General features: G+C 41.6%; 24 protein-coding genes, 4 tRNA genes and 1 riboswitch. Of the genes, 24 read left to right on the forward strand and 4 right to left on the reverse strand.

From position 1 onward, the window contains the following. Window positions 1–73: 73 nt before the first annotated feature. From NR125_RS21845 to NR125_RS21910, 14 genes are all read left to right on the forward strand, one after another. Window positions 74–147 (forward strand) — tRNA-Cys (locus NR125_RS21845). Between the two features lie 28 nt (window positions 148–175). Further along, a tRNA-Leu gene (locus tag NR125_RS21850) sits at window positions 176–264 on the forward strand. Window positions 265–287: 23 nt separating this feature from the next. Beyond that, window positions 288–369, forward strand: a tRNA-Leu gene (locus NR125_RS21855). 54 nt (window positions 370–423) lie between these two features. Beyond that, the gene (locus tag NR125_RS21860) at window positions 424–597 is read left to right on the forward strand and encodes a hypothetical protein (RefSeq protein ID WP_256816125.1); all 174 of its coding nucleotides are present in this window, start codon (window positions 424–426) and stop codon (window positions 595–597) included. Between the two features lie 531 nt (window positions 598–1128). Next, window positions 1129–2070 carry a carbohydrate ABC transporter permease gene (locus tag NR125_RS21865; RefSeq protein WP_009331574.1) on the forward strand — a complete coding sequence of 314 codons (942 nt, stop codon included), beginning with the start codon at window positions 1129–1131 and terminating at the stop codon, window positions 2068–2070. Continuing rightward, on the forward strand, window positions 2070–2897 hold the full coding sequence (locus NR125_RS21870; RefSeq protein ID WP_019381349.1) for a carbohydrate ABC transporter permease: 828 nt from the start codon (window positions 2070–2072) through the stop codon (window positions 2895–2897). The genes NR125_RS21865 and NR125_RS21870 overlap by 1 nt, the downstream gene beginning before the upstream one ends. A 69-nt stretch (window positions 2898–2966) precedes the next feature. Then, on the forward strand, window positions 2967–4253 hold the full coding sequence (locus NR125_RS21875) for an ABC transporter substrate-binding protein (RefSeq protein WP_192908302.1): 1287 nt from the start codon (window positions 2967–2969) through the stop codon (window positions 4251–4253). 147 nt (window positions 4254–4400) lie between these two features. Then, window positions 4401–6191, forward strand: a complete 1791-nt coding sequence (locus NR125_RS21880; protein WP_256816126.1) for a sensor histidine kinase — start codon at window positions 4401–4403, stop codon at window positions 6189–6191. 1 nt (window position 6192) lies between these two features. Next, the gene (locus tag NR125_RS21885) at window positions 6193–6921 is read left to right on the forward strand and encodes a response regulator transcription factor (RefSeq protein WP_256816127.1); all 729 of its coding nucleotides are present in this window, start codon (window positions 6193–6195) and stop codon (window positions 6919–6921) included. A 16-nt stretch (window positions 6922–6937) separates the two neighbouring features. Continuing rightward, window positions 6938–7678, forward strand: coding sequence for a ThuA domain-containing protein (locus NR125_RS21890; RefSeq protein WP_251157550.1), 741 nt, complete (start codon window positions 6938–6940; stop codon window positions 7676–7678). A 1-nt stretch (window position 7679) separates the two neighbouring features. Beyond that, a complete protein-coding gene (locus NR125_RS21895; protein WP_019381353.1) occupies window positions 7680–8708 on the forward strand; it encodes a Gfo/Idh/MocA family protein in 1029 nt (342 codons plus the stop codon). A gap of 13 nt (window positions 8709–8721) precedes the next feature. Then, window positions 8722–9759 carry a Gfo/Idh/MocA family protein gene (locus tag NR125_RS21900; protein ID WP_256816128.1) on the forward strand — a complete coding sequence of 346 codons (1038 nt, stop codon included), beginning with the start codon at window positions 8722–8724 and terminating at the stop codon, window positions 9757–9759. Between the two features lie 18 nt (window positions 9760–9777). Continuing rightward, entirely contained in the window at window positions 9778–10746 is a 969-nt protein-coding gene (locus NR125_RS21905) for a sugar phosphate isomerase/epimerase family protein (protein ID WP_256816129.1), read from the forward strand. Between the two features lie 347 nt (window positions 10747–11093). Further along, window positions 11094–11167 (forward strand) — tRNA-Gly (locus NR125_RS21910). 125 nt (window positions 11168–11292) lie between these two features. Here the strand turns inward: NR125_RS21910 and NR125_RS21915 are convergent. Next, window positions 11293–11961 carry a B3/B4 domain-containing protein gene (locus tag NR125_RS21915; protein WP_256816130.1) on the reverse strand — a complete coding sequence of 223 codons (669 nt, stop codon included), beginning with the start codon at window positions 11959–11961 and terminating at the stop codon, window positions 11293–11295. Window positions 11962–12068: 107 nt separating this feature from the next. Here NR125_RS21915 and queG point away from each other — a divergent pair, with 107 nt between their 5' ends. The 5 genes from queG to NR125_RS21940 all read left to right on the forward strand — a co-directional run bounded on the left by queG (window position 12069) and on the right by NR125_RS21940 (window position 17970). Further along, window positions 12069–13202 (forward strand): tRNA epoxyqueuosine(34) reductase QueG, encoded by a 1134-nt coding sequence (gene queG / locus NR125_RS21920; RefSeq protein WP_256816131.1) that lies wholly within the window; start codon window positions 12069–12071, stop codon window positions 13200–13202. 201 nt (window positions 13203–13403) lie between these two features. Then, complete coding sequence (locus NR125_RS21925) at window positions 13404–14282, forward strand: amidase domain-containing protein (protein WP_019381358.1); 879 nt, start codon at window positions 13404–13406, stop codon at window positions 14280–14282. 62 nt (window positions 14283–14344) lie between these two features. Continuing rightward, window positions 14345–14818 (forward strand): tRNA (uridine(34)/cytosine(34)/5-carboxymethylaminomethyluridine(34)-2'-O)-methyltransferase TrmL, encoded by a 474-nt coding sequence (gene trmL, locus NR125_RS21930; protein WP_019381359.1) that lies wholly within the window; start codon window positions 14345–14347, stop codon window positions 14816–14818. A gap of 97 nt (window positions 14819–14915) precedes the next feature. Next, complete coding sequence (nfsA, locus tag NR125_RS21935) at window positions 14916–15665, forward strand: oxygen-insensitive NADPH nitroreductase (protein ID WP_256816132.1); 750 nt, start codon at window positions 14916–14918, stop codon at window positions 15663–15665. Between the two features lie 409 nt (window positions 15666–16074). Beyond that, window positions 16075–17970 carry a PrkA family serine protein kinase gene (locus NR125_RS21940; RefSeq protein ID WP_009331560.1) on the forward strand — a complete coding sequence of 632 codons (1896 nt, stop codon included), beginning with the start codon at window positions 16075–16077 and terminating at the stop codon, window positions 17968–17970. A 401-nt stretch (window positions 17971–18371) separates the two neighbouring features. Here NR125_RS21940 and NR125_RS21945 read toward each other — a convergent pair whose 3' ends face one another. Further along, complete coding sequence (locus NR125_RS21945) at window positions 18372–18512, reverse strand: hypothetical protein (protein ID WP_019381364.1); 141 nt, start codon at window positions 18510–18512, stop codon at window positions 18372–18374. 118 nt (window positions 18513–18630) lie between these two features. Between NR125_RS21945 and NR125_RS21950 the strand changes: the two genes are divergently transcribed. Together NR125_RS21950 and yhbH are read left to right on the forward strand one after the other, a co-directional pair. Continuing rightward, window positions 18631–18816: a hypothetical protein gene (locus NR125_RS21950; protein ID WP_009331558.1), complete on the forward strand. Its 186-nt coding sequence runs from the start codon at window positions 18631–18633 to the stop codon at window positions 18814–18816. Between the two features lie 303 nt (window positions 18817–19119). Then, entirely contained in the window at window positions 19120–20292 is a 1173-nt protein-coding gene (gene yhbH / locus NR125_RS21955) for a sporulation protein YhbH (RefSeq protein WP_019381365.1), read from the forward strand. Between the two features lie 58 nt (window positions 20293–20350). On the opposite strand, the gene NR125_RS21960 is transcribed toward yhbH, so the two are convergent. Further along, window positions 20351–20965: a general stress protein gene (locus tag NR125_RS21960; protein WP_256816133.1), complete on the reverse strand. Its 615-nt coding sequence runs from the start codon at window positions 20963–20965 to the stop codon at window positions 20351–20353. A 202-nt stretch (window positions 20966–21167) separates the two neighbouring features. Between NR125_RS21960 and NR125_RS21965 the strand changes: the two genes are divergently transcribed. Both NR125_RS21965 and NR125_RS21970 read left to right on the forward strand, forming a co-directional pair. Continuing rightward, entirely contained in the window at window positions 21168–21806 is a 639-nt protein-coding gene (locus NR125_RS21965) for an NUDIX hydrolase (protein ID WP_009331552.1), read from the forward strand. A gap of 75 nt (window positions 21807–21881) precedes the next feature. Further along, a riboswitch (SAM riboswitch) is annotated at window positions 21882–21983 on the forward strand. Between the two features lie 112 nt (window positions 21984–22095). Then, on the forward strand, window positions 22096–23310 hold the full coding sequence (locus NR125_RS21970) for a homoserine dehydrogenase (protein WP_009331550.1): 1215 nt from the start codon (window positions 22096–22098) through the stop codon (window positions 23308–23310). Window positions 23311–23714: 404 nt separating this feature from the next. On the opposite strand, the gene NR125_RS21975 is transcribed toward NR125_RS21970, so the two are convergent. Then, window positions 23715–23909 (reverse strand): hypothetical protein, encoded by a 195-nt coding sequence (locus tag NR125_RS21975; RefSeq protein ID WP_009331548.1) that lies wholly within the window; start codon window positions 23907–23909, stop codon window positions 23715–23717. A gap of 332 nt (window positions 23910–24241) precedes the next feature. Here NR125_RS21975 and NR125_RS21980 point away from each other — a divergent pair, with 332 nt between their 5' ends. Beyond that, window positions 24242–25384, forward strand: coding sequence for a cation:proton antiporter (locus NR125_RS21980; protein WP_256816134.1), 1143 nt, complete (start codon window positions 24242–24244; stop codon window positions 25382–25384). Window positions 25385–25438 lie beyond the last annotated feature (54 nt).

The following is a 25438-nucleotide window of genomic DNA, read 5'->3' on the forward strand; positions in this document are numbered from 1 at the left end:
GAACATCACCTTGCCAAGGTGGGGGTCGCGGGTTCGAATCCCGTCTTCCGCTCCAGAATAAACTTCAATTTATGGCGGCATAGCCAAGTGGTAAGGCAGAGGTCTGCAAAACCTTTACCACCGGTTCGAATCCGGTTGCCGCCTCCATAATCTAAATCTTGATTCGCTGATATACGCCGGGGTGGCGGAACTGGCAGACGCACAGGACTTAAAATCCTGCGGTAGGTGACTACCGTACCGGTTCGATTCCGGTCCTCGGCACCACAAGATTTACTACATTTTAATATGCCGGTGTGGCGGAATTGGCAGACGCGCACGACTCAAAATCGTGTTCCTTCTGGAGTGTCGGTTCGACCCCGACCACCGGTATCTAAAAAAAGGTTTCCCAATAGGGAAACCTTTTTTGTTGTTTAATTAATTTATGTGCAAATTTTAAAGCGGAAAGCAAATATCAATGCAGCCCTGCTGCTGATTGTGATGCAAGTTGTTTCAATGCAGGGTTCCGAACGATTCAGAGGGTGGTTTCGAAATGGGGTTCTGAACTGTTCGGAAGGTTCCTATGAAACAAGAATAACCAGGTTTGAATTACTAAAGTAAGCCACGGATGTGTGTTACGTCCAAGTTAGATAACACATTTTTTAGCAAGCGAGAAAGAAGAGTTTAAAGCATAGGAGAGATACCACATCTCCATCAAAGACGAAAAGAAGCTGCGTCAAAGTAACCACATCTCCATAAAAACGAAAAACAAGCTGTGTTAAAGCAGAGGATAGTTACATTGTATCTTCTATAACTCAAGATGCTACAGGTGGCTTTAAGGGCGGGGAAAACAGTGCAACTACCTTTGATCATAACAAATCAAAAAGGTTCATAATAGAATGTCTTACAAATCCATTGACCTGATAATGCTTAGATAAGATTTTTTGAATTAAGAATATTACAAAACATATGAGATCCCTAATATTCAAGATAGCTTCATTCTATGCAATGTCTTCGATTAACACAAGTTAAACCTTTTAAACAAGTCAAAATATTGCACCTTTTTAGTCAATCCAGTCACCTATATATGCAAACGGTTTCAAATATAATGTAGGAAAGCGTTTGCAAGAGATAAGGGGGCGGTGAAAAGATTTGGAGACAAAGATTGAGGTCGGGGAAGCAGCAGTCAATTCAGAGGTTAAAACAGTATCCAGGAAAAAAGCAAATCTGAAAAAAATGCTAACATACAGTGCTTTTGTAGGACCGGCATTGATTTTTTTCCTGGTGATTCAAATCATTCCTTTTTTGATGGGTATTTATTATTCCTTTACTTCCTGGAATGGTGTCAGTTCTGTGGTTGAGTGGGTAGGACTTGAAAATTATTTAAAGATCTTTAAGAATGATCCTAAGTTTTTTGATTCCTTTATTTTTACTACCAAGTTTATGCTAGCTTCGGTTATTATTAGTAATTTACTAGGTTTTGGGCTTGCGTTATTATTGAACGCAGCATTGAAGTCCAGGAACTTATTGCGGACTGTGTTTTTCATTCCTAATGTTATCGGGGGATTATTGCTTGGGTTCATCTGGCAGTTTATTTTTGTAAAAGGGTTTGCGGCAATTGGAAATCTTACAGACCTGTCCGTTTTTAAGCTCCCATGGCTTGGGGATGAGACAACAGCATTCTGGGGGATTGTAATTGTGTTTGCCTGGCAGATCAGCGGATATATGATGGTTATTTATATTGCAGCGCTGCAGGGGGTTGACCAGACATTGCTGGAGGCTGCCAGGATCGATGGGGCATCAAGCTGGACACTTCTGACTAAAATTATTATTCCGCTTATTTTGCCGGCGTTTACGATTTGTTTCTTTTTAACTATTTCAATGGCCTTTAAGATTTTCGATCTGAATATTTCACTGACAGGCGGAGGTCCTTTTAATTCAACACAATCTGTTGCGATTAATATTTATCAGGAAGCATTCCAAAATAACCGGTATGGTCTTGGTACCGCGAAATCCATTCTGTTCTTCCTTGTTGTAGCTATTTTTACAACGGTTCAGGTTATGATGACCAAGAAAAGGGAGGTTGAGGCATAATGAATCCCAGATATACGAAGGTTACGTTTCTGCTCGAGATTATCGGAATCGTATTAGGAGTCATTTTCCTCATACCTTTTTATTTCGTGATCATCAATTCTGTAAAAGGTTTTGCAGATATTTTGATTGATGCTGCAGCGTGGCCGCAGGAGTTTTTATTCTCCAATTACTTGAAGGTATGGGATATTATTAATTTTCCGCGGGCCTTCTGGAACTCGCTTATAATTACGGTGATCAGCAATATTGGACTTGTTGTCATTAGTTCCATGGCTGCCTGGAAGATGGTCCGAACCCCGGGGAAATTCAGCAAAATCCTATTTGCCCTATTTGTTTCTGCGATGGTTATTCCATTCCAGACGGTCATGATACCGCTGATGAAGCTGGGAGGCACGCTGAATCTGACAAACAGCATACCAGGTCTCATCATTATGTATTTTGGCTTTGGTGTACCATTATCGCTTTTCCTGTACCACGGATTTATTAAAACAGTTCCAATAGAGATAGAAGAATCGGCCCGAATTGATGGGTGCAGCCAGTTTGGGGTCTTTTGGAGAATTGTTTTTCCGCTTCTAAAACCAATCACTGTAACGGTTGTTATTTTAAATACATTATGGATCTGGAATGATTATCTGCTGCCGCTTCTTGTGCTTCAGGATGCAGAACTTAGGACGATTCCTTTGGCCACAAGTTCATTCTTTGCACAATATACAAAGCAATGGGACATGGGACTGGCCGCCCTTGTAATGGGCATTACACCGGTCGTTATTTTCTTCCTGTTCCTGCAGAGGCATATTATTAAAGGCATTGCACAAGGCTCCATCAAGTAGTTATAGAGACTTTTGCGGCCATATGGGCTGTTAAAGTTTATATAAAAAATTATTCAGGGGGGAAACAAAATGAAACGCTTTGCTTTATTACTGCTGTCATTGGTTCTGATGGCGGGCATTATGGCAGGCTGTTCTTCTTCCAGCTCTTCAGGGGACGAAAAGCCTAAGGATGATTCAAAGAATGAGGATGAAGTGGTAACATTAAATTTGTTCCAGTTTAAAGTGGAGATTGCCGATCAGCTTCAGGAAATGATCGGTGAATTTGAAAAAGAGCATCCGAATATTAAAGTAAAGCTTGAATCAGTCGGCGGCGGTGCTGATTATGGTGCCGCATTAAAAGCAAAGTTTGCATCCGGCGAACAGCCTGACATTTTTAACAATGGCGGATTTAAAGAATTGGAGCTTTGGAAGGAGCATCTTGCAGATCTTTCAAATGAGCCTTGGGCAGAGCATGTGCTTCCAATTGGAAAAGTTCCAATGACTGATACAGACGGAAAACTTTATGGAATGCCTGTAAACCTTGAAGGATACGGTTTCATTTATAATAAGGATTTATTTGAAGAAGCAGGCATTATTGAACCGCCTAATACGATTTCTGAATTGAAGGATGCTGCTGAAAAACTAAAGGATAAAGGAATTACTCCTTTCTCTGCCGGTTACGGAGAGTGGTGGGTCATTGGTCAGCATTTATTAAATATTCCATTTGCACAGCAGGAAGATCCAGTGGCATTTATTGAGGGCCTATACAGCGGATCTGAAAAGATTACTGGCAATGATAAATTTAAAGAGTTCAAAGAAGTGCTTGATACTGAAATAAACTTCGGAAATGAAAATCCATTAACAACAGATTACAATACGCAAGTGACTCTATTTGCTTCCGGCAAAACGGCTATGCTTCAGCAGGGAAACTGGACAGAAAACATGATTCTTGAAATCAACCCTGAAATTAACATGGGATTCCTTCCAATTCCGCTGACTGATGATGAAGCTGAAGCAAACCGTTTACCAGTAGGCGTTCCGAACAACTGGGTTCTTAATAAAAATTCAGAACATCTTGAAGAAGCAAAATTATTCCTTGACTGGATGGTTTCTTCTGAAACAGGAAAGCGTTATATCACAGAAGAGTTTGCGTTCATTCCTGCCTTCGACAATATAGAGCCAACCGGTTTAGGGCCTCTTGGCCAGCATATTCTTGAGTATTCTAAGGAAGAGAAAACTGTTCCTTGGACATGGTTCAGATGGCCTGATGGTGCAAATAAAGAGTTTGCTGCAACAATCCAGGAATACGCTGCAGGAAAGATCGACTATGATACGCTCGTTGAACGCTTCCAGGCATCCTGGGATAATTTGAAATAAATTTGGCTAAACAGGAAGCATGTCTGCGGAAGATATGCTTTCTGTTTTATATTTTAATGATAAGCAAAACCCCATAGCAAAAAGGCATCCCCAAAAAGGGAAGTTCGCTTTATACTATTGTAAAAGACAAAGCAGCGGGGGATGTACATGTTCAAAAAGAGCATTAGGAATAAACTGATTGTTCTATTGATGGTAGCAACGATCGTTCCATTTGGGGCGTCTATAATCATCACTTATTATCATACAGCGGAATCATTGAAAGACCAGGCCATCAAGGAAAATAGCAACCTATTATATCAAGGAAAAGTGAACCTGGAGGGTTACATAAATGAGCTGGATGGATTAACACTATCCCTTTACAATAATCCAGGTTTAATAAACTTTTTAAAAGATCCCCAAAAGGAAAATAATTATCAGGCAGTGGAAGCTGTAAGAAATGTAATTTCTACCATACTGTATGCAGAAGAAAATATTAAAAGGGTCAACATTGCTGTTGCAAAGGAAGATCGTCTTATAACAGCTTCCAGGCGCTCTACAGTTATTTTTTCAAAGAAGCTGACAAATGCCAATCAGGAATTTTACCTAAAAGCAAAAGAAAGTCCAAGCAATATGTATCTTGAACCTATTCATAAGATAAAGGAGCCTGAGGACAAAAAGCCTAAAAATGTAATAACGCTTCACAGATCTTTAATCAATATTCCATCAGATGATGTATTGGCATATATCTCACTGGAGTTCTCACCAGATCAAATAACCAATATCAGCCGTAATCTTTACTCGGAGGAAAATGAAGAATTCTATATTATATCTCCTGAAGGGGAATTGATCTACCATTCAACTGATGAAACTGATGAAGATACTAAAACGACTGATTGGATAGATTGGGTAATGAGTACAAATAAAGTTAATGGCACGGTTGAATGGAAAGAAGGTTCATTCAACGGCGTCATGATATACGATCAATTATCGCAAAATTCTGGCGGCTGGTATCTTGTTAAGCGTGTTCCATATACCACTTTATATGAAAGTGCATTCAGCGTGGCGCAAATCAATATCATGTTTGGCGTTATCGGACTCATCCTGGTTATTCTTGCCACTCTATTTATCTCTGTTAGAATCACTTCACCAATCAGAATCCTGCTGAAATATATTGATCAGGTTGAAAAAGGAAACCTTAATGTCCGTTTTCAATCTTTTGGCAATGATGAGATTGGCTATCTCGGTGATCGATTTAAACAAATGATCGATAAAATAAATGATTTGATCAATCGGGAGTATAAACTTCAGCTTGAGAACAAGACCAATCAGCTAAAGGTTCTGCAGTCCCAGGTTAATCCGCATTTTTTATATAACGCATTGCAGTCCATCGGAACAGCGGCATTAAAAAATCAGGGTCCGCAGATTTATTCGTCTGTTACCCGCCTTTCTAAAATCATGCGGTACAGCATGAATATGGAGGAGGATATGGTTCCTCTTCAAAAAGAGATCGAACATACCAAGTCCTATCTCCTGCTGCAAAAAGAGCGGTTCGGTGACCAGCTTCAGTTCAGTTTTCAGCTTGATGAAGAAGCATTGGGGTTTCCTGTGCCGAAAATGATTTTACAGCCCATAGTGGAGAATTATTTTAAGCATGGCTTTGATGCACGGGAAAAAACAGGAGAGGTTAGTATCACCTGCAGACAGGATGAATTTTATCTGGATATTCTGATCGGGGATAATGGCAGCGGCGTTTCTGAGAGCAGGCTGGAGGAAATCCGATTGCATTTGATGAATGACAGGATAGGGCAAAAGGTTGAGTTAACGAATATCGGACTGAAGAATGTTTACACCCGGTTAAAACTCTATTATGGCAATCGTGCATACCTGCAGCTTAAGAATCTTGAGCGCGGCGGGCTGCTTGTTTCTATTAAACTTCCAAAAAGAATGGAAGGTGGATAAGATGAAAGCAATTATTGTGGATGATGAAAAACATGTGAGGGAAGGCTTGTTGCTTCTTGCGGATTGGAGCCGCTTTGGAATTGACACAATCCTGGAGGCGGTAGATGGAAATGAGGCCATAAAGCTGATTAAAGAGCATCGCCCGGAAATCATATTCACTGATATGAGCATGCCAAAGAGAGATGGCATAAGCCTTTTAAAATGGATTCATTCTTCGGATCTATCCAGCAAGACGATTGTCGTCAGCGGATATGATGATTTTGACTATATGAGGAATGCCATCTGTTATAAAAGCTTTGATTATATCTTGAAGCCTATTGATCCTGAAATATTGAATGAAACCCTGGAGAAAGCCATAAATGAATGGAAACAGCAGAGTCCTCCAGAGGAATGCCAGAAGGAGCATGGCGGGGAGATGAATGTGATTCAGCAAATAGAACAGTTTTTGCTGGAAAGCTATAACAAGGATATTAACCTGCAGGAAATTGCAGACAGATTTTATTTAAGCAGGGAGTACATTTCCAGGAAGTTTAAACATGAATATCAGGCTACCATAACGGATTTTATTACGAGTGTCCGAATGAACAAGGCAAAAGAGCTTCTGCAGAACCCTAAACTGAAAATCTATGAAATTGCTTTCCGGGTCGGCTATCAGGATGAAAAGTATTTTAGCAAAGTCTTTAAAAAGACAGAGGGGATTTCCCCAAATGAATATCGAAGCATGAATTAACAGAAGGAGGAAGATTATGATCAACGTGCTTGTCTGGAATGAGAATCGTCATGAACAAAAGGATGAAAAGGTAAGGTCTGTCTATCCGGATGGTATTCACGGTGCCATTGCAGACTTTTTAAATGAAGAAGATTATAAAGTAAAGACAGCTACATTGGATGAGCCTCAGCATGGACTTAGTGATGCTGTTTTACAGGAAACAGACGTTTTGGTCTGGTGGGGGCATCTCGCGCATGGGGAAGTTGAGGATGCAATCGCTGAAAAAGTAAAACAAAGAGTGCTGGATGGAATGGGGCTGATTGTCCTGCATTCCGGCCATTTTTCTAAGATTTTTAAAGCATTGATGGGAACATCCTGTGATTTAAAGTGGAGAGAAGCGGATGAAAAGGAACGGATTTGGATTGTAGACCCGAGCCATCCCATTGCAGAAGGACTTGGAGAATATATTGAACTTGAAAAAGAAGAAATGTATGGGGAACATTTTGATATCCCTGCACCGGATGAACTTGTAATGGTGAGCTGGTTTGAAGGCGGGGAAGTTTTCCGGAGCGGCTGTACATACAGGCGCGGAAAAGGGAAAATCTTTTATTTTCGCCCAGGACATGAAACGTATCCAACTTATTATCATAAGGACGTTCAGCAGGTTATTAAAAATGCTGTTAAGTGGGCTAAACCAACTGATCTTCCCGTACCGGTCTATGGAAATGCGAAGCCATTGGAGAGAATCAGAGTGAGTCAAGAAGGAGTGGAGAATTAAGATGAAAAAACTCAAAATTGGAATAATTGGCTGCGGAAGTATAGCCAAGCATCGGCATATGCCTGAATATCATGCAAGCAGCGGGGCTGTCATTGCAGCGGTATGTGATATTGATGAAGAGCGTGCAAATGTGTTTGCCGGGTTGTACGGGGCGCAGGTGTACACCGATTATAGAGAATTGCTGGCTAATAAGGATATAGATGCAGTGAGTGTCTGCACCCCGAATTATCTGCATGCTCCCATATCAGCTGCAGCATTAAACGCCGGCAAGCATGTACTATGTGAAAAGCCTATGGCAACTTCTATGGAAGAGGCACAGGACATGATTGAAGCAGCCAGTAAGAATGGAAAGAAATTAATGATTGCTCATAATCAGCGCTTTGTTCCATCTCATAAAAAAGCAAAGGAATTGATTGCAAAAGGTGAAGCTGGAAAAATCTATAGTTTCCGGACGGCTTTTGGCCACGGCGGGCCAGAGGGATGGAGTGCAGATGGCAAAGAAAGCTGGTTCTTCAAAAAAGATCAGGCTTTTATTGGCGCCATGGGCGACCTTGGTGTACATAAGACCGACTTGCTGCGTTATCTGCTGGGAGAAGAGTTTGCTGAGGCAGGAGCATTCGTAGAGACAAGTGCCAAGATGGGTGCTGATGTCGATGATACAGCGGTATGCGTTTTAAAAACGGAAAGCGGTGTAATCGGTACATTGGCTGCAAGCTGGTCTTATGTCTCAAAAGAAGACAATTCCACAATTATTTATGGAGAAAAGGCAATTTTGAGATTAGAAGATGATCCGGTGAATTCTCTCATTGTTCAGTATGCAAACGGTGAAACAGTGAAGTACGAACTTGGCGGGATTCAGACAAATGAAGAAGGAGGACAAAAGAATTCAGGCGTCATTGATCATTTTCTTGAAAGCATCTTAAATGAACAGGAGCCTGCGATTCCTGGTTCTGAGGGAATGAAGTCGCTCCAAGTGATACTTGCTGCGCTGGAGTCGAGCGAAACAAAGCAGATTGTCAGAATTAAGTGAGGTGCATGCATCAATGAAGAAACTTCGGATCGGGATTATTGGTGCTGGCGGAATAGCCCAGTCCAGGCATATTCCCGTTTTACTAAAATTATCGGATAGTGCTTCCATAACAGCTATTTGCGATGTGAATGAGGATACTGCAAAATTGGCTGCAAGGAAGTTTGGAATTAGCAGCGTTTTTACGGATTATAAAGAAGTATTCAGTGAAACAGATGCCGTAGTTATTTGTACACCGAATAAGTTTCATGCTGAGATTACGGCTGCTGCACTGGATGCCGGGCTGCATGTGTTGTGTGAGAAGCCGATGGCCATGACAGCAGAAGAATGCAGGAAAATGATAGAAGCCAGAGACAGGTCGGGAAAGGTTTTGGCCATTGCCTACCACTACCGGTTTATGAAAGAGGCTCAGGCTGCCAAAAAACTCATTTCAGAAGATGAAATTGGTCTTCCATTTGCTGCCAGAGCACGGGCGATGAGAAGAAGAAAGGTGCCGGGATGGGGTGTTTTCACCAATAAGGAACTTCAGGGCGGAGGAAGTTTGATTGATTATGGATGCCACTTGCTTGACCTCTCGCTTTGGCTTCTGGGAAACCCGGAGGAAACCGGGGTTTCCGGTACAGCTTATAATACATTGAGCAGAATGCCTGAGCAGGTGAATCTATGGGGAAGTTTTGACCATCAATCCTTTAATGTCGATGACCATGTGACAGCTTATATAAAATTTGCCAATGGGGCATCCCTGCTTTTTGAAACCTCATGGTCGGCCAATATCGAACGGGATGATGAAAGCCTCAGCCTTTCAGGGCAGGGTGGAGGAATTGATTTATTCCCATTCAGTTTGAACCAATCCAAACATGGAATGCTCCTTAATACACGCTCAGAATGGCTGCCGGGGGAGAATGATTATGCTTTGGCGCAGGCACGGAACTTTATTGACAGCTGTTTGGGGAGGGAAGAATTCATAGTTAAAGCAGAAGAAGCACTGCAGACAACCAGAATTATTGATGCGATTTATAAAAGCAGTGAAATGGGCAGAAGAGAAATACTTTAGAAGCGAGGAGGGGATTTTATGAAGCTTGGCGTATTTACCGTTTTATTTGCTGAGAAGAATTTTGAAGAAATGCTTGATCATGTGGCAGCTGCAGGTCTTAAGGCTGTTGAAATCGGAACGGGGGCTTATCCCGGAAACGCTCACTGCAGCCTGAACGAGCTATTAGAAAGTAAAGAACTTCGGGCTGATTATCTGAAAAAGATTTTATCAAGAGGTCTTGAAATCAGCGCATTCAGCTGCCATGGCAATCCGATTTCCCCTGATAGAGCATTTGCAGAGGAATCGGACCGCGTGTTATATGACACGATTAGGTTAGCCAGCTTAATGAATGTTCCGGTTGTTAACTGTTTTTCAGGCACTGCAGGTGATGGGGAAGGGGCAGAGCATCCGAATTGGCCGGTTGCAACATGGCCGAATGAGTATGGAGAAGTGCTGAAATGGCAGTGGGAGGAGAAACTCATTCCTTACTGGAAGAAAGCCGGGCAATTTGCAAAAGACCATAATGTGAAAATTGGTCTTGAACTTCATGGCGGATTCCTTGTGCATACTCCTTATACACTTCTAAAATTAAGGGAAGAAACCTGTGATGCCATTGGTGCCAATCTGGACCCAAGCCATTTATGGTGGCAGGGAATCGACCCTGTGGCAGCAATAAAGATTTTGGGAAAAGAAAATGCCATTCATCATTTTCATGCAAAAGATACCTATATTGACAAGGAAAATGTTAATATGTACGGTTTAACAGATATGCAGCCGTATGGAAATGTCCAGACCAGAGCGTGGACATTCAGGTCAGTCGGGTGCGGACACGGCCTGCAGGAATGGTCGGATATGATGAGCGCTTTGCGAACATTTGGGTATGATTATGTTGTCAGCATTGAGCATGAAGATCCGCTTATGTCTATAGAAGAAGGATTTACAAGGGCAGTCAGGAACCTTAAATCGATCTTAATTGAAGAGCAGCCTTCAGAAATGTGGTGGGTGTAGCATTCTTAGCAGGGAAGGATTTTAAATCCTTTCCTGTATTTTCGACAAATTTCTCAATTGGGGTTGACCATTCTGGCTGAATTTAGTATTATTAAATAGTTGATTCGACACAATGTTTATTTTGCTGTTGATAAAAATCGACATGGGATTTAGGCATAATTTCATTACTGATTAAATATAAGTACACAAATGCGGGTGTAGTTTAGTGGTAAAACCTCAGCCACGAGCCAACACATCCATGAATCATCTCCGAGTTGCCTCGACGTACAGGCTTCCATGAAAAAGCTTTTAGAGGAAGAGGCATGCAAGTACGGGAAAAAAACAGTAGTCAGTAACTTCATATAAATGCGGGTGTAGTTTAGTGGTAAAACCTCAGCCTTCCAAGCTGATGATGAGGGTTCGATTCCCTTCACCCGCTCCATACATAGCCAACGCAGTGTTTCGTTCAAAAAGAACGAGGTATTGCGTTTTTTCATTTTCTTTGGCTATTGAGCAAAAAAATCGGGTGGCATCCGCGGATTCCACTCGATTTTTTAATAAACTTGTTTAACATCCAATTACCTTAAAGGTTCCTTCTCCACCATGCACTTGAGAGTACATGTTCATTAGGGACTCAACCATTTTTTCAGCCTTTTCCATTTCCAGAGAAGGGCGCAAATAAACGATTTGAACGGCATTTTTAGTCTGTTCCGTCACCGCTGTCCTTTCAGAGTCGACAAACGGACTGCCAAATGGCCCTGCCGCATCTTCACTAATAATTAAATTGGCAAGTGAGTTGGGTCTTCCGTTTAGACCGTTATATTCTTCGCCTTCTTTGCCTAACCTGATAGTCAGATTGCCTGAAAGCTTATCTGCGTCATACACGCCAATCGGTATTTGATATTCGAGGGAAAAGAAGTTGTTAATATCTATGGAGCTGTTGACCGGCTGCAGATAATTTTGTTTCTTAATTCTTCGGTACAGTGCTTCTGCAGAGTGGCGGTACCGATTTGGATCCTTGCCTGCTGTTTTGAAAATCTGTCTCCATTCTTTGATCCCTTCAAATTCTGTAACACTCTTGTCCTCTAAGTCAAAATAAATTGATTCCTGAAATAATTGGAGTCTGCCCTTTACCATTTGAGGAGATTGTCCGACTTCTATATTTTTATATGTAATGAATCCAATTTTAAATTGGGGAATTAACCTGCACAACTCGGGAGCAAACGTAATTTCCAAGCTTTCCACCTCCAAAATTACTTTAAAATAGTTTATCATAATAAGCGGTGATTCAATAAATTAAAGACTTTCATATAAATCAATTTTTCATGAAAGGAGGTTATACAATGGATTTTGCCCATTTCAAGCAGGAAGTGATTGAATACAGCAAAACAATTGGCATAGATAAAATCGGTTTTACAGCAGCCAGCACTTTTGATGAGATGAAAAATAGACTGATTCGCCAGCAGGAACTTCAATATCAATCTGGATTTGAAGAGCCTGATATTGAGAAGAGAGTGAATCCCGGCCTCCTATTGGACAAGCCCAAATCCATTATCTCAATAGCTGTTGCTTACCCTTCCAAAATGAAGGTCAGAGTGGTCAGCAAAAGAGGTGAGAGAAGAGGCATTTTCTGCCGCGCTTCATGGGGTAAAGACTATCATCATATCTTGAGGGAACGTCTACAGAAACTTGAGGGATTCATTCAGTCAAGAATACCTGAGGCGTTATGCAAATCCATGGTGGATACAGGTGAGCTTGTGGATCGGGCCGTAGCGCAGCGTGCCGGAATTGGCTGGAGCGGAAAAAACTGTTCCATCATTACACCGGAATTCGGATCGTATGTCTATCTAGGAGAAATGATTACGAATCTGCCATTTGAGCCGGATAAACCAATGGAAGACAGATGCGGCAGCTGCAATAAATGTGTAGACGTCTGTCCGACTGGTGCTTTAATTCAGGGAGGTCAGCTTGATGCACAGAAGTGCATCGCGTTTCTGACACAGACAAAAGGCTTTCTTGCTGAGCCGTATAGAGAAAAACTGGGTAACAGACTTTATGGGTGTGATACCTGTCAAACCGTATGCCCTGAAAATAAAGGCAAGGATTTTCATCTGCACGAAGAGATGGAGCCTGATCCGGAAGTGGCAAAGCCGCTTTTAAGGCCGCTTTTATTTATCAGCAACCGTGAATTTAAAGAAAAATATGGTCCGGTTTCAGGCTCCTGGAGAGGGAAAAAGCCGATCCAGCGAAATGCCATTATCGCCTTGGCTCACTACAAAGACGAAACATCTGTAGAAGATCTGATTAAAGTCATGACAGAAGATCCTCGGCCGGTGATCCGTGGAACGGCTGCCTGGGCACTTGGGAAAATTGGCGGTGAGAAATCATTAGCTGCCCTGGAAAAGGCTTTGCAGCAGGAAAAAGACGGAGAGGCTATTGCTGAGATTGAAAAAGGTTTAAGTTTTATTGAGAAATGATGAGGGAGGAATCTCCCTCTTTTTCTATGGCCATTTTTATGAAAAATTCTAATTTTTCCTCAGTCCAACAATATGCAAAGAGTAAAATTCAAATGCAGAGAAACTGTTCAGTCCGGCTGACTTACTGTTATATTGCACGAAAAATTAAGCAAAGTCCTCTGCTTTCTCTCATATGTATTGAATAGGAGAGGAGTGAGATGCGTGAGGGACCAGCTTCAGGAGCTGTTAATAAAAAGAGTGCAGCAGTGCGTTTCCCATTCAAGAAGTTCAATTCATACCTGCCCTAAGATTGAAAAGAAGAAAGAATCTCTTACCGCCCGGTCCGGTGAGATTGTTAAAGCCCAGGCAACCGGAAAAGTGATCAAGGTCGGCGGGGAGAAGGATGACGTGAAGCAGGTTGAATACAGAGTTCACTTTAGATATTTAATTAAGCAAAAAGGCGTGTTCTATATGGAAGAAGAAATTGAAGAGCGAACAGCCGACTTTTATAAAGGAGTGTTCGTCGAGGATCGGGAGAAAAACCCTTTTAATGAGATTCAAAAAGATGAAGCGTCTCCAGACCATGAATATGGAGAGGAAGAAAGGCTTGTATATGAGTATGACCGCATGAAAGCAGTGCAGTATGCAGAAAAATGGTGGAACAGCTATAATCCGGCTTATAAAAAATTTGAAGTGGATTGCACCAATTATATTTCACAGTGCCTTCATGTAGGCGGCGGCCCGATGAGAGGGTATCCTAACCGCGGAAAAGGATGGTGGATGAGAAGCGGAAATTGGAGCTACAGCTGGACGGTAGCGAATTCATTGCGATGGTATCTGCCGAGTTCGAATTCGGGGTTAAGAGCGGAGGAAGTCTCCAGTCCGGATCAGCTCTTAATTGGAGATGTTATTTGCTATGATTTTCAGGGAGACGGGCGATTTGACCATACAACGATCGTGACGGGAAAAGATGCCTCAGGAATGCCCCTGGTCAATGCCCATACTTATAACAGCCGAATGCGTTATTGGGCTTATGAAGATTCAACAGCCTATACACCGAATATTAAATATAAATTTTTGTCTATAACTGATGACCAGTAATTTGTAAGGTGATTTCAAAATGATATAATAACACATGCAGATTTAATTTAGAGGTGAAAAAAGTGGGGTTGCATGTAGTATTATATCAGCCGGAAATTCCGGCCAACACTGGTAATATAGCCCGTACTTGTGCGGCTACTGATACGACATTGCATCTGATCCGGCCGCTTGGCTTCTCGACAGATGATAAAATGCTGAAGCGTGCAGGCTTGGATTATTGGCAATTTGTAAAGATCGTCTATCATGAATCATTGGACGATTTCTTTAATAGCAGCGAAGGCGGTGAATACTTCTACTTAACGAAGTATGGCACCAAGCCGCATTCCACTTTCGATTACAGCAATGTCGGGAAGGATTATTATTTTATTTTCGGCAAAGAAACGACGGGCCTTCCGAAGAATATCATTGAAATCAACAAAGAACGCGCATTAAGGGTTCCAATGAACGATAAAGTCCGTTCGCTTAACTTATCCAACACTGCAGCCATTCTTGTTTATGAAGCACTGCGGCAGCAGGATTACTTGCATTTAAAATAGGAAACAGCTGGCCTGGTATTTTTCGGGCCTTTTCCTTTGGAGAATACTTTCCTTTCTGGGTAAAATGAAAAAGTATATATGGAAAGGATGAGTTGTGATGAATGAAGTGATCAATTTGCTGATGGACCATCGCTCCGTGCGGAATTTTGAAGATAGGCCTCTGTCCAAAGAACAGATAGAAACGATTGTACTTTCTGCTCAAGCTGCGTCCACCTCAAGTTTTGTTCAAGCCTATTCAATAATCGGTATTACCGATAAAGTGAAGAAAGCGAAACTTGCTGAATTTGCAGGCAACCAGAATTATGTAGCAGAAAATGGCCAATTTTTCGTATTTTGTGCTGATCTGCATCGTCATGAAGTAATGGGACAAATGGAAAATATCAATGTAATTCCCTCCATTGAAAGCACAGAGAAATTTATGGTGGCTGTCATTGATGCAGCATTGGCTGCACAGAATGCTGCGGTTGCTGCTGAATCGCTGGGATTGGGAATATGCTATATTGGCGGAATAAGAAACAATCTTGAAGGTGTAGCTGAACTTTTAAAAACACCGGATCGCGTAATTCCTTTGTTTGGACTGGCTGTTGGCTATCCTTCCAAAAAGAACGATAAAAAGCCAAGGCTTCCTCTTCAGCACATATACCATGAAAATGAATATAAGCAGGATGAAACTGCCTACCGCGAAGAGCTGGAAGTGTATAATAAAATCATTTCCGAGTACTATGATGAGCGTACGGGCGGCAAGCGGAATGACACGTGGACTGGTCAAATCGCCGGCATGCTTGAAAAGCAGACACGAATGTATATGAAGGGTTTTGTACAGAAGAAAAAGATGGATTTGAGGTAGGGGTATAACCAAGAGCCTGTGTTCCGAAATAAGAGAAAAGCTGCTGAATGATCAGCAGCTTATTTTTTGCTAACGCCTGGCTTGTCATCATAACCAGCAGTGAAAATAGCAGCAAGGAAAGCAACCATTACACCGATAATAATAATTGTACCCATGTATATGTAATCCTCCTTTAGCGGTATATCAATAGGCAAGCTTGTAAATATAAGCTTATTATAGCCCAAAAATGAATAACTGTGAATGAAAAGTATGGAGTTTTTTTTACAGTTAGATCCCGCAGTAAAGTGTTCCTTATAATTAATCCCCATAAAAAGTACAAACCAAACTCTCAATAGTTTACGCATGTTCGATTGCCGGGGCGCATAGAGTATATTAATCGTCTCTGATAATGCGACAGGGGGAGGTCCTTATGGATATTCTAAAAAAAATTGAGATGTACAGACACGAGGAAGAAAAGCTTAAATGGGAAGGGACTTTTGGAGAGTATTTAGAAATTGTTAAAGAGAAGCCATGGGTTGCCCAGTCAGCACATTCACGGGTATATAATATGATTAAGGATGCCGGTGTCGAAGAAGTGAAGGGGCAAAAAAGATATCAATTTTTCAGCAATCAGCTCTTTGGATTAGAAGAAGCATTGGAAAGGCTGGTAGAAGAGTATTTCCATCCTGCTGCCAAACGCCTCGATGTCCGCAAAAGGATTCTTTTATTAATGGGGCCGGTCAGCGGCGGTAAATCAACTTTAGTGACAATGCTAAAGAGAGGTTTAGAGCAATATTCTCACGCTGATAGGGGAGCGGTCTATGCTATTAAGGGCTGTCCAATGCATGAGGATCCGCTTCATTTAATCCCGCATCACCTCCGTAAAGACTTTCATGATGAATATGGAATAAGAATTGAAGGAAACCTCTCGCCATTGAATAGTATGCGTCTCGAACAGGAGTATGGCGGCCGTATAGAAGATGTTTTAATTGAAAGAATCATTTTCTCAGAAGACCGCAGGGTGGGAATTGGCACTTTCAGCCCATCAGATCCAAAATCCCAGGATATTGCTGATCTGACTGGAAGCATTGACTTTTCAACCATTGCTGAATATGGTTCAGAATCAGATCCTCGTGCCTATCGTTTCGATGGGGAACTAAATAAAGCAAACCGAGGGATGATGGAATTCCAGGAAATGCTGAAGTGCGACGAGAAATTTTTATGGCATTTATTGTCCCTGACTCAGGAAGGCAACTTTAAAGCAGGGCGCTTCGCCTTGATATCAGCGGATGAGCTAATTGTTGCTCACACGAATGAAACAGAGTATCGTTCATTCATTTCCAATAAAAAGAATGAGGCTCTGCACTCAAGGATTATCGTTATGCCAATCCCATATAATTTAAAGGTTTCAGAGGAAGAGAAGATTTACGATAAAATGATCCGAGAAAGCGATGTTTCCAATGTGCACATTGCACCTCATACCCTGAGGGTTGCAGCGATGTTTACGATTTTAACCCGCATGAAGGATCCGAAAAAAGGCGATATAGATTTAGTTAAGAAAATGCGTTTGTATGATGGAGAGAGCGTTGAAGGCTATAACAGGGCTGATGTGGAGGAATTGAAAAAAGAGCATGCAGATGAAGGCATGAGCGGTATTGACCCGCGTTATGTCATCAACAGGATCTCTTCTACAATCATCCGTAAAAATATCACGAGCATCAATGCGCTGGATGTATTACGGTCGCTTAAAGAAGGGTTGGATCAGCATCCATCCATTACTCCAGAACTGAAGGAAAGATACCTGAACTTTATTTCTCTGGCCCGCAAAGAATATGATGATATTGCGAAGAAAGAAGTACAAAAGGCATTTGTTTACTCTTATGAAGAATCTGCAAAAACGCTTATGGAAAACTATCTTGATAATGTTGAAGCATACTGCAATAAAGCGAAGCTTCGCGACCCATTAACCGGTGAGGAAATCAGTCCGGATGAAAAGCTGATGCGCTCAATCGAAGAGCAGATCGGCATCTCCGAGAATGCGAAGAAAGCATTCAGGGAGGAAATCCTCATCCGCATCTCAGCTTACGCAAGAAAAGGCAAGCGCTTTGACTATAATTCGCATGACCGTCTGCGTGAAGCTATCCAGAAGAAGCTTTTCGCTGACCTGAAAGATGTCGTGAAGATCACCACATCTTCAAAAACGCCGGATGAGCAGCAGCTGAAGAAGGTGAATGAAGTTGTAGCAAGATTAATTGACGAACATGGCTATAACTCAACATCAGCAAACGAACTGCTCCGCTATGTTGGAAGCTTGCTGAATCGTTAAAAAATGGCCTGGCAGGATAGCTGCCAGGCTTTTTTTGCGGATGAATAAAGAGCTGAATTAGGAAGGGCGCAAATAAGTGGAGTTCAGGAGCAATCATGGCAAAAGAGAACGCGATAAAGAATAGGGAAGGCGTAATGACATGGGTTACAGCGCAAAAATCAAAATGGGCAGCGCAAATCAGCTGTATATCGGCGTAATTATGATACTAGAGGCAATAAAGAATGAGGAAGGCGCAAATATCACGGGTGGCGGCGCAAAAATCAAATGCATCAGCGCAAATAATTGAAGAAGCGTCGCAATCAAGAAAAAGTCAGAATCGGAAAGCAAACCGCCAAATGTATTAAAAATGATAGACTCCAGGAAAAAATACCCCATATAAAAAAAGAGGCCCGAAAGCCCCTTCATCTATTTTTCTCTATATTTTGTGCAGCTTCTTTCTTTTTTTTCTGGCATTCAGGACAAATTGGCTTGTTCTCAAGATAAACTGTCCGATCATACAGTGATAATTCACCACACCAGCCGCAGCAAAGGATTTCGCTCATAAAAATCCCCCCCTTTTAGTATAATCCTATTTTCGCTTGGCCATTTTTATGCAGCAGATTCTGCCTAAAAGTTTAGATACGCCCAATTGGGGGTATAAATACAGCAGAGGTGATATTCATGAAAAAGAAAGAATTAGATAAGAATTATACACCGAGAAACAGCTCAATGGCAGAAAATATTGAAGAAATGGAAAACCTGGGAAAGCAGATGGAAAATTTGCGGACCAATAAAGAATTAAAAGAGGATTATGATAAATATCCCGATCCCATTCAGCATAAAAACAAGGACAAGAACCTTCGCTAAAAGCGGAGGTTCATTTTTGTTTAATTAGGCAAATCCCCATATTAAAAAATGGGCTTGTCTAAAAGATGATGCGAATGTCTTATTGTCAAAATTATTTGTAAATTATTTTGTCTTCTCGCATATGATAGAGTAATAAACATTTCTTTGTATTGGTCATTAATAATAAATTTGCTGCCAGGAAATGAGTCTATGAAAAGAAGGCAGACTGCTGAATTGGGGATGTTTCATCATTTTTTGACACTCGCGATATTGTATGTTGGAAAGCTGTAATGTGTGAAATTTAATTTAAAAGGAGGGGTTAACATGACGAATGTCAATAACCATCAGTTTGTGATTTCCCAAGAAGATTGGTCCCTCCATCGCAAAGGCTATGATGACCAGCAGCGTCATCAGGATAAAGTCCAGGAAGCAATCCGCAACAATTTGCCTGATTTAATAACGGAAGAAAACATTGTAATGTCGAATGGGCGGGAAGTAGTGAAGATTCCAATTCGCTCTTTGGATGAATACAAAATCCGTTATAACTATGATAAAAACAAACATGTCGGCCAAGGCGATGGAGATAGCCAGATTGGAGATGTAGTGGCACGTGACGGATCCGGCAGCCAGAAAGGACCCGGAAAAGGGCAAGGGGCAGGCGACCAGGCAGGCGAGGATTATTTTGAAGCAGAAGTATCATTGATGGAAATTGAAGAAGCTTTATTTAAACAATTGGAATTGCCTAATTTAAAAAGAAAAGAGCAGGATGAAAATCTGGTAGAGGACATTGAATTTAATGATATCAGAAAGACTGGATTAATGGGCAATATTGATAAGAAACGGACCATGATGTCGGCATTCAAGCGGAATGCAATGAATGGAAAGGCAGCTTTCCACCCAATTTATAAGGAAGATTTGAAGTTCAAGACCTGGAATGAAATTGTAAAGCCTGATTCAAAGGCTGTCGTGCTTGCAATGATGGATACGAGCGGATCGATGGGGATTTGGGAAAAGTATATGGCCAGAAGCTTTTTCTTCTGGATGACCCGGTTCCTGAGGACCAAATATGAGACAGTCGAGATAGAATTTATTGCCCATCATACTGAAGCAAAGGTGGTCTCAGAAGAGGACTTCTTCTCAAAAGGAGAAAGCGGGGGAACCATTTGTTCATCTGCCTACCGTAAAGCGCTTGAACTGATTGATGTCAAATACGACCCGCGCAAATATAACATTTACCCTTTCCACTTCTCAGACGGTGATAACCTGACCTCTGACAATGCCCGCTGTGTTAAGCTGGTGGAAGATCTTATGAAGGTGTCCAATATGTTCGGGTACGGTGAGGTCAACCAGTATAACCGCCACTCGACCTTGATGTCAGCCTATAAAAATATTAAAAATGAGGATTTCCGCTATTATATCCTTAAGCAAAAAGCAGATGTATTCCATGCGATGAAGAGTTTCTTCAAACAGGAGGAAGATAAGAAGAAGTATGCTTAAGAGAGGGGAACCTCTCTTTTTTATTCGGGAAAAAAGACCCCACACGGGGGGCCCTTTGCTATTTGTCCCTTTCCTTTGTAAGCCGATTATCCCAGTTTAATTCAGCACTGGTTTTCACAACTTCAGACTTTGGTGAAACATGAACACGAGTGAATTCCTGATTATCGGCAGCACATGAGCTACCGGATTTATCTGCCAGTGTTTTGATATCTGTTTCATGGTCAACTTCCCGTGCTGAAGCGCTTTCGAGGTACCCTTCTGAGTTTTCAGCACTGACCCTCTGATTGCCTTTCTGGGTAGTGGGATAGTTTCCGTAGTAATCCGCGATTAAGACATATTTTCCATCAAACACCATGCTTGCGTATTTATCCAAGTCATGTTCATCAAACCGTATACCATCTTTTTTATCAGGATCCATTCCTGAACTTGTGGCTGGATCTTCTCCCATAAAAAGGGCTTTCACTGAATCAAGAAAGCGCTGATTGCCGAGCTCCTGGGATCCGACTATTCGCAAGTTCACTCCATGATTGTCTGCAAAGCTTTCAAGATTCGCTCCATCTTTTGAAACAATCACCAGGTTGTCTTTCTGATACCCGTTTGACTCTGCCCCTTCAATAGCTTCTCGTAGCTCTTCCTGTGTAGCATACCCGCCTATTAATATATTTTTCTTCATATTTTCACTCCTCATGTCATATTATATTTTCTATTTCCCCTGATTTGCAGGAGGAGAAACTTTCTTTTTCTTTTGAAGGGCGGACAGTTAGACTGTCCTGTATCATTACATGGTACAAGCCGTATGAATTAATAAAACACAGTAAATACAGTATGATAAAGATGTAGCCAATAAATTGGAATTGCTGCTGGAGGTGGGGTATATGGAGATTGAAAAACTGGCTAAAAGGTTAAGTAACAGGACCCCAGTCATTTTAGGGAGTGAGCGATTTTCGAAATTCGCTATTTTGCTTCCGCTTGTAGAGATAAATAAGGAAACACATGTCCTTTTTGAGGTGCGTTCACTTACAATGAGAAGGCAGCCTGGGGAGGTCTGTTTCCCCGGCGGAAGAATAGATCCGGAAGACAGGGATGAGGAGCATACGGCCATCCGTGAGACCTCAGAGGAACTCGGCGTAAGCGAAGACAGCATCACAGATGTGTCCCCGCTGGATTACATGATTTCCTTCGGACAAATTATTTACCCTTATGCAGGCATTATCCATAATCCTGACCAGATCGTGCCAAACCCTGACGAAGTAGAAGAAGTTTTTACCGTGCCTCTTTCCTTTCTAAAAAGAGTAAAGCCGGAAACGTATCACGTGAATTTTAAAGTAGAGCCCGAAGAAAATTTTCCTTTTGACTTGATTGCCGGAGGTGAAAATTACAATTGGCAGACAAGGAAAGTAGAAGAAGTATTTTACTTTTTTGAGGATAAGGTTATTTGGGGGCTCACTGCCAGAATTCTTAAGCATTTTCTTGAAATCATTATTGAAGATTTCGAGGAAAATGAAAGCGGTTGAAGAAAAAAATTTCAAAAAAGGTTGACGAAGTCCTTATAAATGTTTATGATTCATATAAATTGAATACTTAGAAACTTCTTATCAAGAGAGGCGGAGGGACTGACCCTATGAAGCCTCGGCAACCAGCATTTATGCACGGTGCCAAATTCAGAGGAATACATTTTCCGAAGATAAGAAGGCGGAATGAACGGAATGTAAATTCAAACCCCTTCTTGTCTGTAATAGACGGAAGGGGTTTTTTGTTTTTATAGGTATCTGCTCTTTAAATATTAACCAGGGGGAATGAGAAATGTCAGCGTTAACGATTGGGCTATTGGGGTTTGGAACAGTTGGAAAAGGAGTGTATGAAACGATCAGCAAACATCAGGGAAGGCTTCAGGCGATATTCGGGAAAGAAGTGAAGGTCTCCGCCATCCTTGTCAAAAATGTGAGTAAGCATTCTGTGCCTGATGATGACGTGCTTTTAACTGATGATTTTCAAGAAATTATTGAGCTTCCCAAGCTTGATGTCGTAATTGATGCCATTGTTGGCAGGGAGCCAGGCTATACGTATTTGCGCCAGGCAATATTGAGAGGATGCCATGTCATTACTGCAAATAAGGAGATGTTTGCATTCCATGGAAGTGAGCTTGCGAGGCTCGCAAAAGAACATAATGTATCATTAGGATTTGAAGCAACAGTCGGAGGCGGAATCCCAATAATTCAGACTATCAAGCAGCTGCTGAATGCGAACAAGATTGAACGGATCGAAGGTATATTAAATGGCACGTCCAATTTCATTTTGACAAGTATGCGCGAAGAGAACTTATCATTTGAAGAAGCACTGAAAATAGCTCAGGAAAAAGGATATGCAGAAGCCGATCCCAAAAACGATATCGAGGGATATGACGCTTTTTTCAAAGCGGTTGTTCTGAGTGAGCTGGTGTTCGGGAAAGCACCGGCGCAGGAAACATCTGTTAGAGAAGGCATTACTGACATTACAATTGAACAAATCCGTATGGCTGACTCCCTGGGACTGAAATTTAAACATGTAGCATCGATTGAGAGGGAAAAAGATGCTATCCGCTGTACTGTAAAACCGGTCCTGACAGCGGAGGCACATCCCTTGTACAGAGTAGAAGGAGTGCAAAATGCAGTTTCAATTGATGCGGATATAGTCGGGAATATCAGCCTGCAGGGTCCTGGAGCCGGCATGTTTCCGACAGCCAGCGCAATTATTGAAGATTTGATTCATGTAGGCAGAACAGATATTCCTTCAGTCTTTGAGGAAGGCAAGTCGGAATGGACTGTTCTTGACGAGCCAGTTTGGATTATTTGGGGTGATGCTAATGCAGGATTGCCTGAGGGATGTGAAATAATCAGTAAAGTGTCAAAAGATGTCTTCATCTTTAAGGCATCATTGGAAGCTGTGTCATTATTAGATACATCAGATTTGAAGGCTTATCAGGTGCTTGGAGACTATGCTCCGGCTGTAAAGGAAAATAAACAGGTACAGACGGTATAACCTGAAAACATAATGAAAAAACAGGAGGGGCAAGCTTATGAGCTGCCCCTCCTGAAGTATGTTTAGAGATGGTGGATGTTATCGCAGTCTAACGGGCAGTAAGCCTCCTTCTTCAAGACTCAGAGGAATCGAAAGAGGATAAGTGGGAGTCCACTGCCCATAAAGGCCCGACCGCAGAACAAAGACTAAAAACGCCACGTCCTCCCAAAAGCTGCGCTTTCGGTCGTGCGATGTATCGCTGCCGTAGCTTTCCTTGTCCTATGGCAATGTCTTTGTAACATACTTCCGCCCAAAAGCTGTCGCATTTGGTCGTACGATGCTCATGCAGACGAAGCCTTCCTTGTCCTGTGGGCCTCAACTTATAATCAGTGGGGTATAAAGCCCCCGCTGATTGAAGTTTCACTTTATGCCTGCTGGTTTTTTAACAAAGGATTATTTAATCCAGAATAAAGGTCTTTTACATGGACCGTTACAATCTTAGCGCCAATCTGGACATGGACCATATTATCAAAAACAGCTGTTACCAGGCCGTTTAATGAAACATTAGCACCAATATTTAGATCTTTGTTGGGAGTTTTAACATTTTTTTTGTCTGCCATCGTAACACCATCCCATTCGGTTTTATTGAACTTATACATAGAATATTGCCTTTTTATAGTAAAATAAACGCTTTAATAAAAAAAGTCCAGTAATATAGCTCGTTTTTTTATCGACAAATTTTATTGGTGCCAGGTACCTGTCGAATTTTCTTTATATAAATAATTAAGTATTCATTTCCGAAATTAAATACAGCCGAAAAAACAATCCTTGGAGGGAATGACACAATTTGTGCTATCCGATTTTGGATCTAATTGACAGGAGTGAAATTTAGACAAAGAGGGTATTAATAGTCCGTAAAAATACGGTTTCAGAAAAGGATGAATAACGGAATATGAATATGCCTCTTGCAATTGGGCTCATTTTTATTGCCCTTTATATAACTGCAATAATTGGGATTAAAATCTTAAGAATTCCCGATATCGTTATTTATATTATTTTAGGAGCAGGCATCGGTATTTTTGGATTTTACAAAGAGGCGAAAGTAATTGAAGCTGCAGGTGAAATTGGCTTAATTCTGCTATTCTTTCTGCTTGGCACAAAATTCTCTGTGCGAGAATTAAGGAATAACGGAAGGAAGGTCTGGAAATCCGGGCTATTGGATGTTTTTTTGGGAGTGGGAGTGACTGCGGGAATTGCCTATGCAGCAGGTCAAAATATGTTTGTCTCTTTATTGATAGGCGGAATCGTATATGCAACCAGTTCTTCAATTACTGTTAAGCTGCTGGAATCAAAGAATCGCCTTGAAGATAAAGACTCTGAATATATTCTATCTCTTCTGATTTTTGAAGACCTCGCTGCCCCGATTCTTGTGACCGTTCTGATTGGGCTGAGCGGTGGAAATAGTTTCTCCGCTGCAGACTTTCTGTTTATTTTTCTGAAGGTATCTCTCCTTGCTGGCGCTGCGGTTTGGATGAGCAGAATAGTTCTTCATAAAGCCCAGCATTGGATGAAGAAAGTTGCTCATGAAGATTCCTTTTTGATTCTTGTTCTTGGAGTTGCGATTACTTATGGAGGATTTGCAGTATTTCTAGGGCTATCAGAGGTTATTGGCGCATTTCTTGCCGGCATCATACTTGCCGGAACGGAGGTGAAAGAAAAAACAGAGGAAGTTGTACTTCCCGTCAGGAATCTGTTTCTCCCATTTTTCTTCTTGAATTTCGGGCTTTCGCTTGAGTTTAATGAAGAAATTCCTTCTCTGGATCTTCTGGTTATTATTGTTACCTGGTCCATCATTCACAAGCTTGCTGCAGGATATTTTGGAGGGCAATGGTATGGCCTATCGAAACAGGAAGCTCTAGGGGCGGGATTATCATTATCATCAAGGGGAGAATTCTCTGTAATTATTGCCGGATTGGCCACAGGAGGCCTTAAAGTATTTGCAGGGGCTTATATCCTGATTGCAGCTTTGGTCGGCATGCTGCTGTTTCAGTTATCATCCTGGATCCATTCACGGGTGCAGAAGAATTCCGGTTAATAGCATAAAAATTTCCGGAAAATCTCTTCTTTTGAAGAGTTTTTCCGGTTTGCT

The organism is Cytobacillus sp. Bac17, from assembly GCF_024519925.1.
GTDB lineage: Bacteria > Bacillota > Bacilli > Bacillales > Cytobacillaceae > Cytobacillus > Cytobacillus pseudoceanisediminis.

Coding starts and splice junctions, on each gene's coding strand:
- NR125_RS21870 (WP_019381349.1), top strand. CDS start 2,070: ATGAATCCCAGATATACGAAGGTTACGTTTCTGCTCGAGATTATCGGA.
- NR125_RS21875 (WP_192908302.1), top strand. CDS start 2,967: ATGAAACGCTTTGCTTTATTACTGCTGTCATTGGTTCTGATGGCGGGC.
- NR125_RS21880 (WP_256816126.1), top strand. CDS start 4,401: ATGTTCAAAAAGAGCATTAGGAATAAACTGATTGTTCTATTGATGGTA.
- NR125_RS21885 (WP_256816127.1), top strand. CDS start 6,193: ATGAAAGCAATTATTGTGGATGATGAAAAACATGTGAGGGAAGGCTTG.
- NR125_RS21890 (WP_251157550.1), top strand. CDS start 6,938: ATGATCAACGTGCTTGTCTGGAATGAGAATCGTCATGAACAAAAGGAT.
- NR125_RS21895 (WP_019381353.1), top strand. CDS start 7,680: ATGAAAAAACTCAAAATTGGAATAATTGGCTGCGGAAGTATAGCCAAG.
- NR125_RS21900 (WP_256816128.1), top strand. CDS start 8,722: ATGAAGAAACTTCGGATCGGGATTATTGGTGCTGGCGGAATAGCCCAG.
- NR125_RS21905 (WP_256816129.1), top strand. CDS start 9,778: ATGAAGCTTGGCGTATTTACCGTTTTATTTGCTGAGAAGAATTTTGAA.
- queG (WP_256816131.1), top strand. CDS start 12,069: ATGGATTTTGCCCATTTCAAGCAGGAAGTGATTGAATACAGCAAAACA.
- nfsA (WP_256816132.1), top strand. CDS start 14,916: ATGAATGAAGTGATCAATTTGCTGATGGACCATCGCTCCGTGCGGAAT.
- NR125_RS21940 (WP_009331560.1), top strand. CDS start 16,075: ATGGATATTCTAAAAAAAATTGAGATGTACAGACACGAGGAAGAAAAG.
- NR125_RS21945 (WP_019381364.1), bottom strand. CDS start 18,512: ATGAGCGAAATCCTTTGCTGCGGCTGGTGTGGTGAATTATCACTGTAT.
- NR125_RS21950 (WP_009331558.1), top strand. CDS start 18,631: ATGAAAAAGAAAGAATTAGATAAGAATTATACACCGAGAAACAGCTCA.
- yhbH (WP_019381365.1), top strand. CDS start 19,120: ATGACGAATGTCAATAACCATCAGTTTGTGATTTCCCAAGAAGATTGG.
- NR125_RS21960 (WP_256816133.1), bottom strand. CDS start 20,965: ATGAAGAAAAATATATTAATAGGCGGGTATGCTACACAGGAAGAGCTA.
- NR125_RS21965 (WP_009331552.1), top strand. CDS start 21,168: ATGGAGATTGAAAAACTGGCTAAAAGGTTAAGTAACAGGACCCCAGTC.
- NR125_RS21970 (WP_009331550.1), top strand. CDS start 22,096: ATGTCAGCGTTAACGATTGGGCTATTGGGGTTTGGAACAGTTGGAAAA.
- NR125_RS21975 (WP_009331548.1), bottom strand. CDS start 23,909: ATGGCAGACAAAAAAAATGTTAAAACTCCCAACAAAGATCTAAATATT.
- NR125_RS21980 (WP_256816134.1), top strand. CDS start 24,242: ATGAATATGCCTCTTGCAATTGGGCTCATTTTTATTGCCCTTTATATA.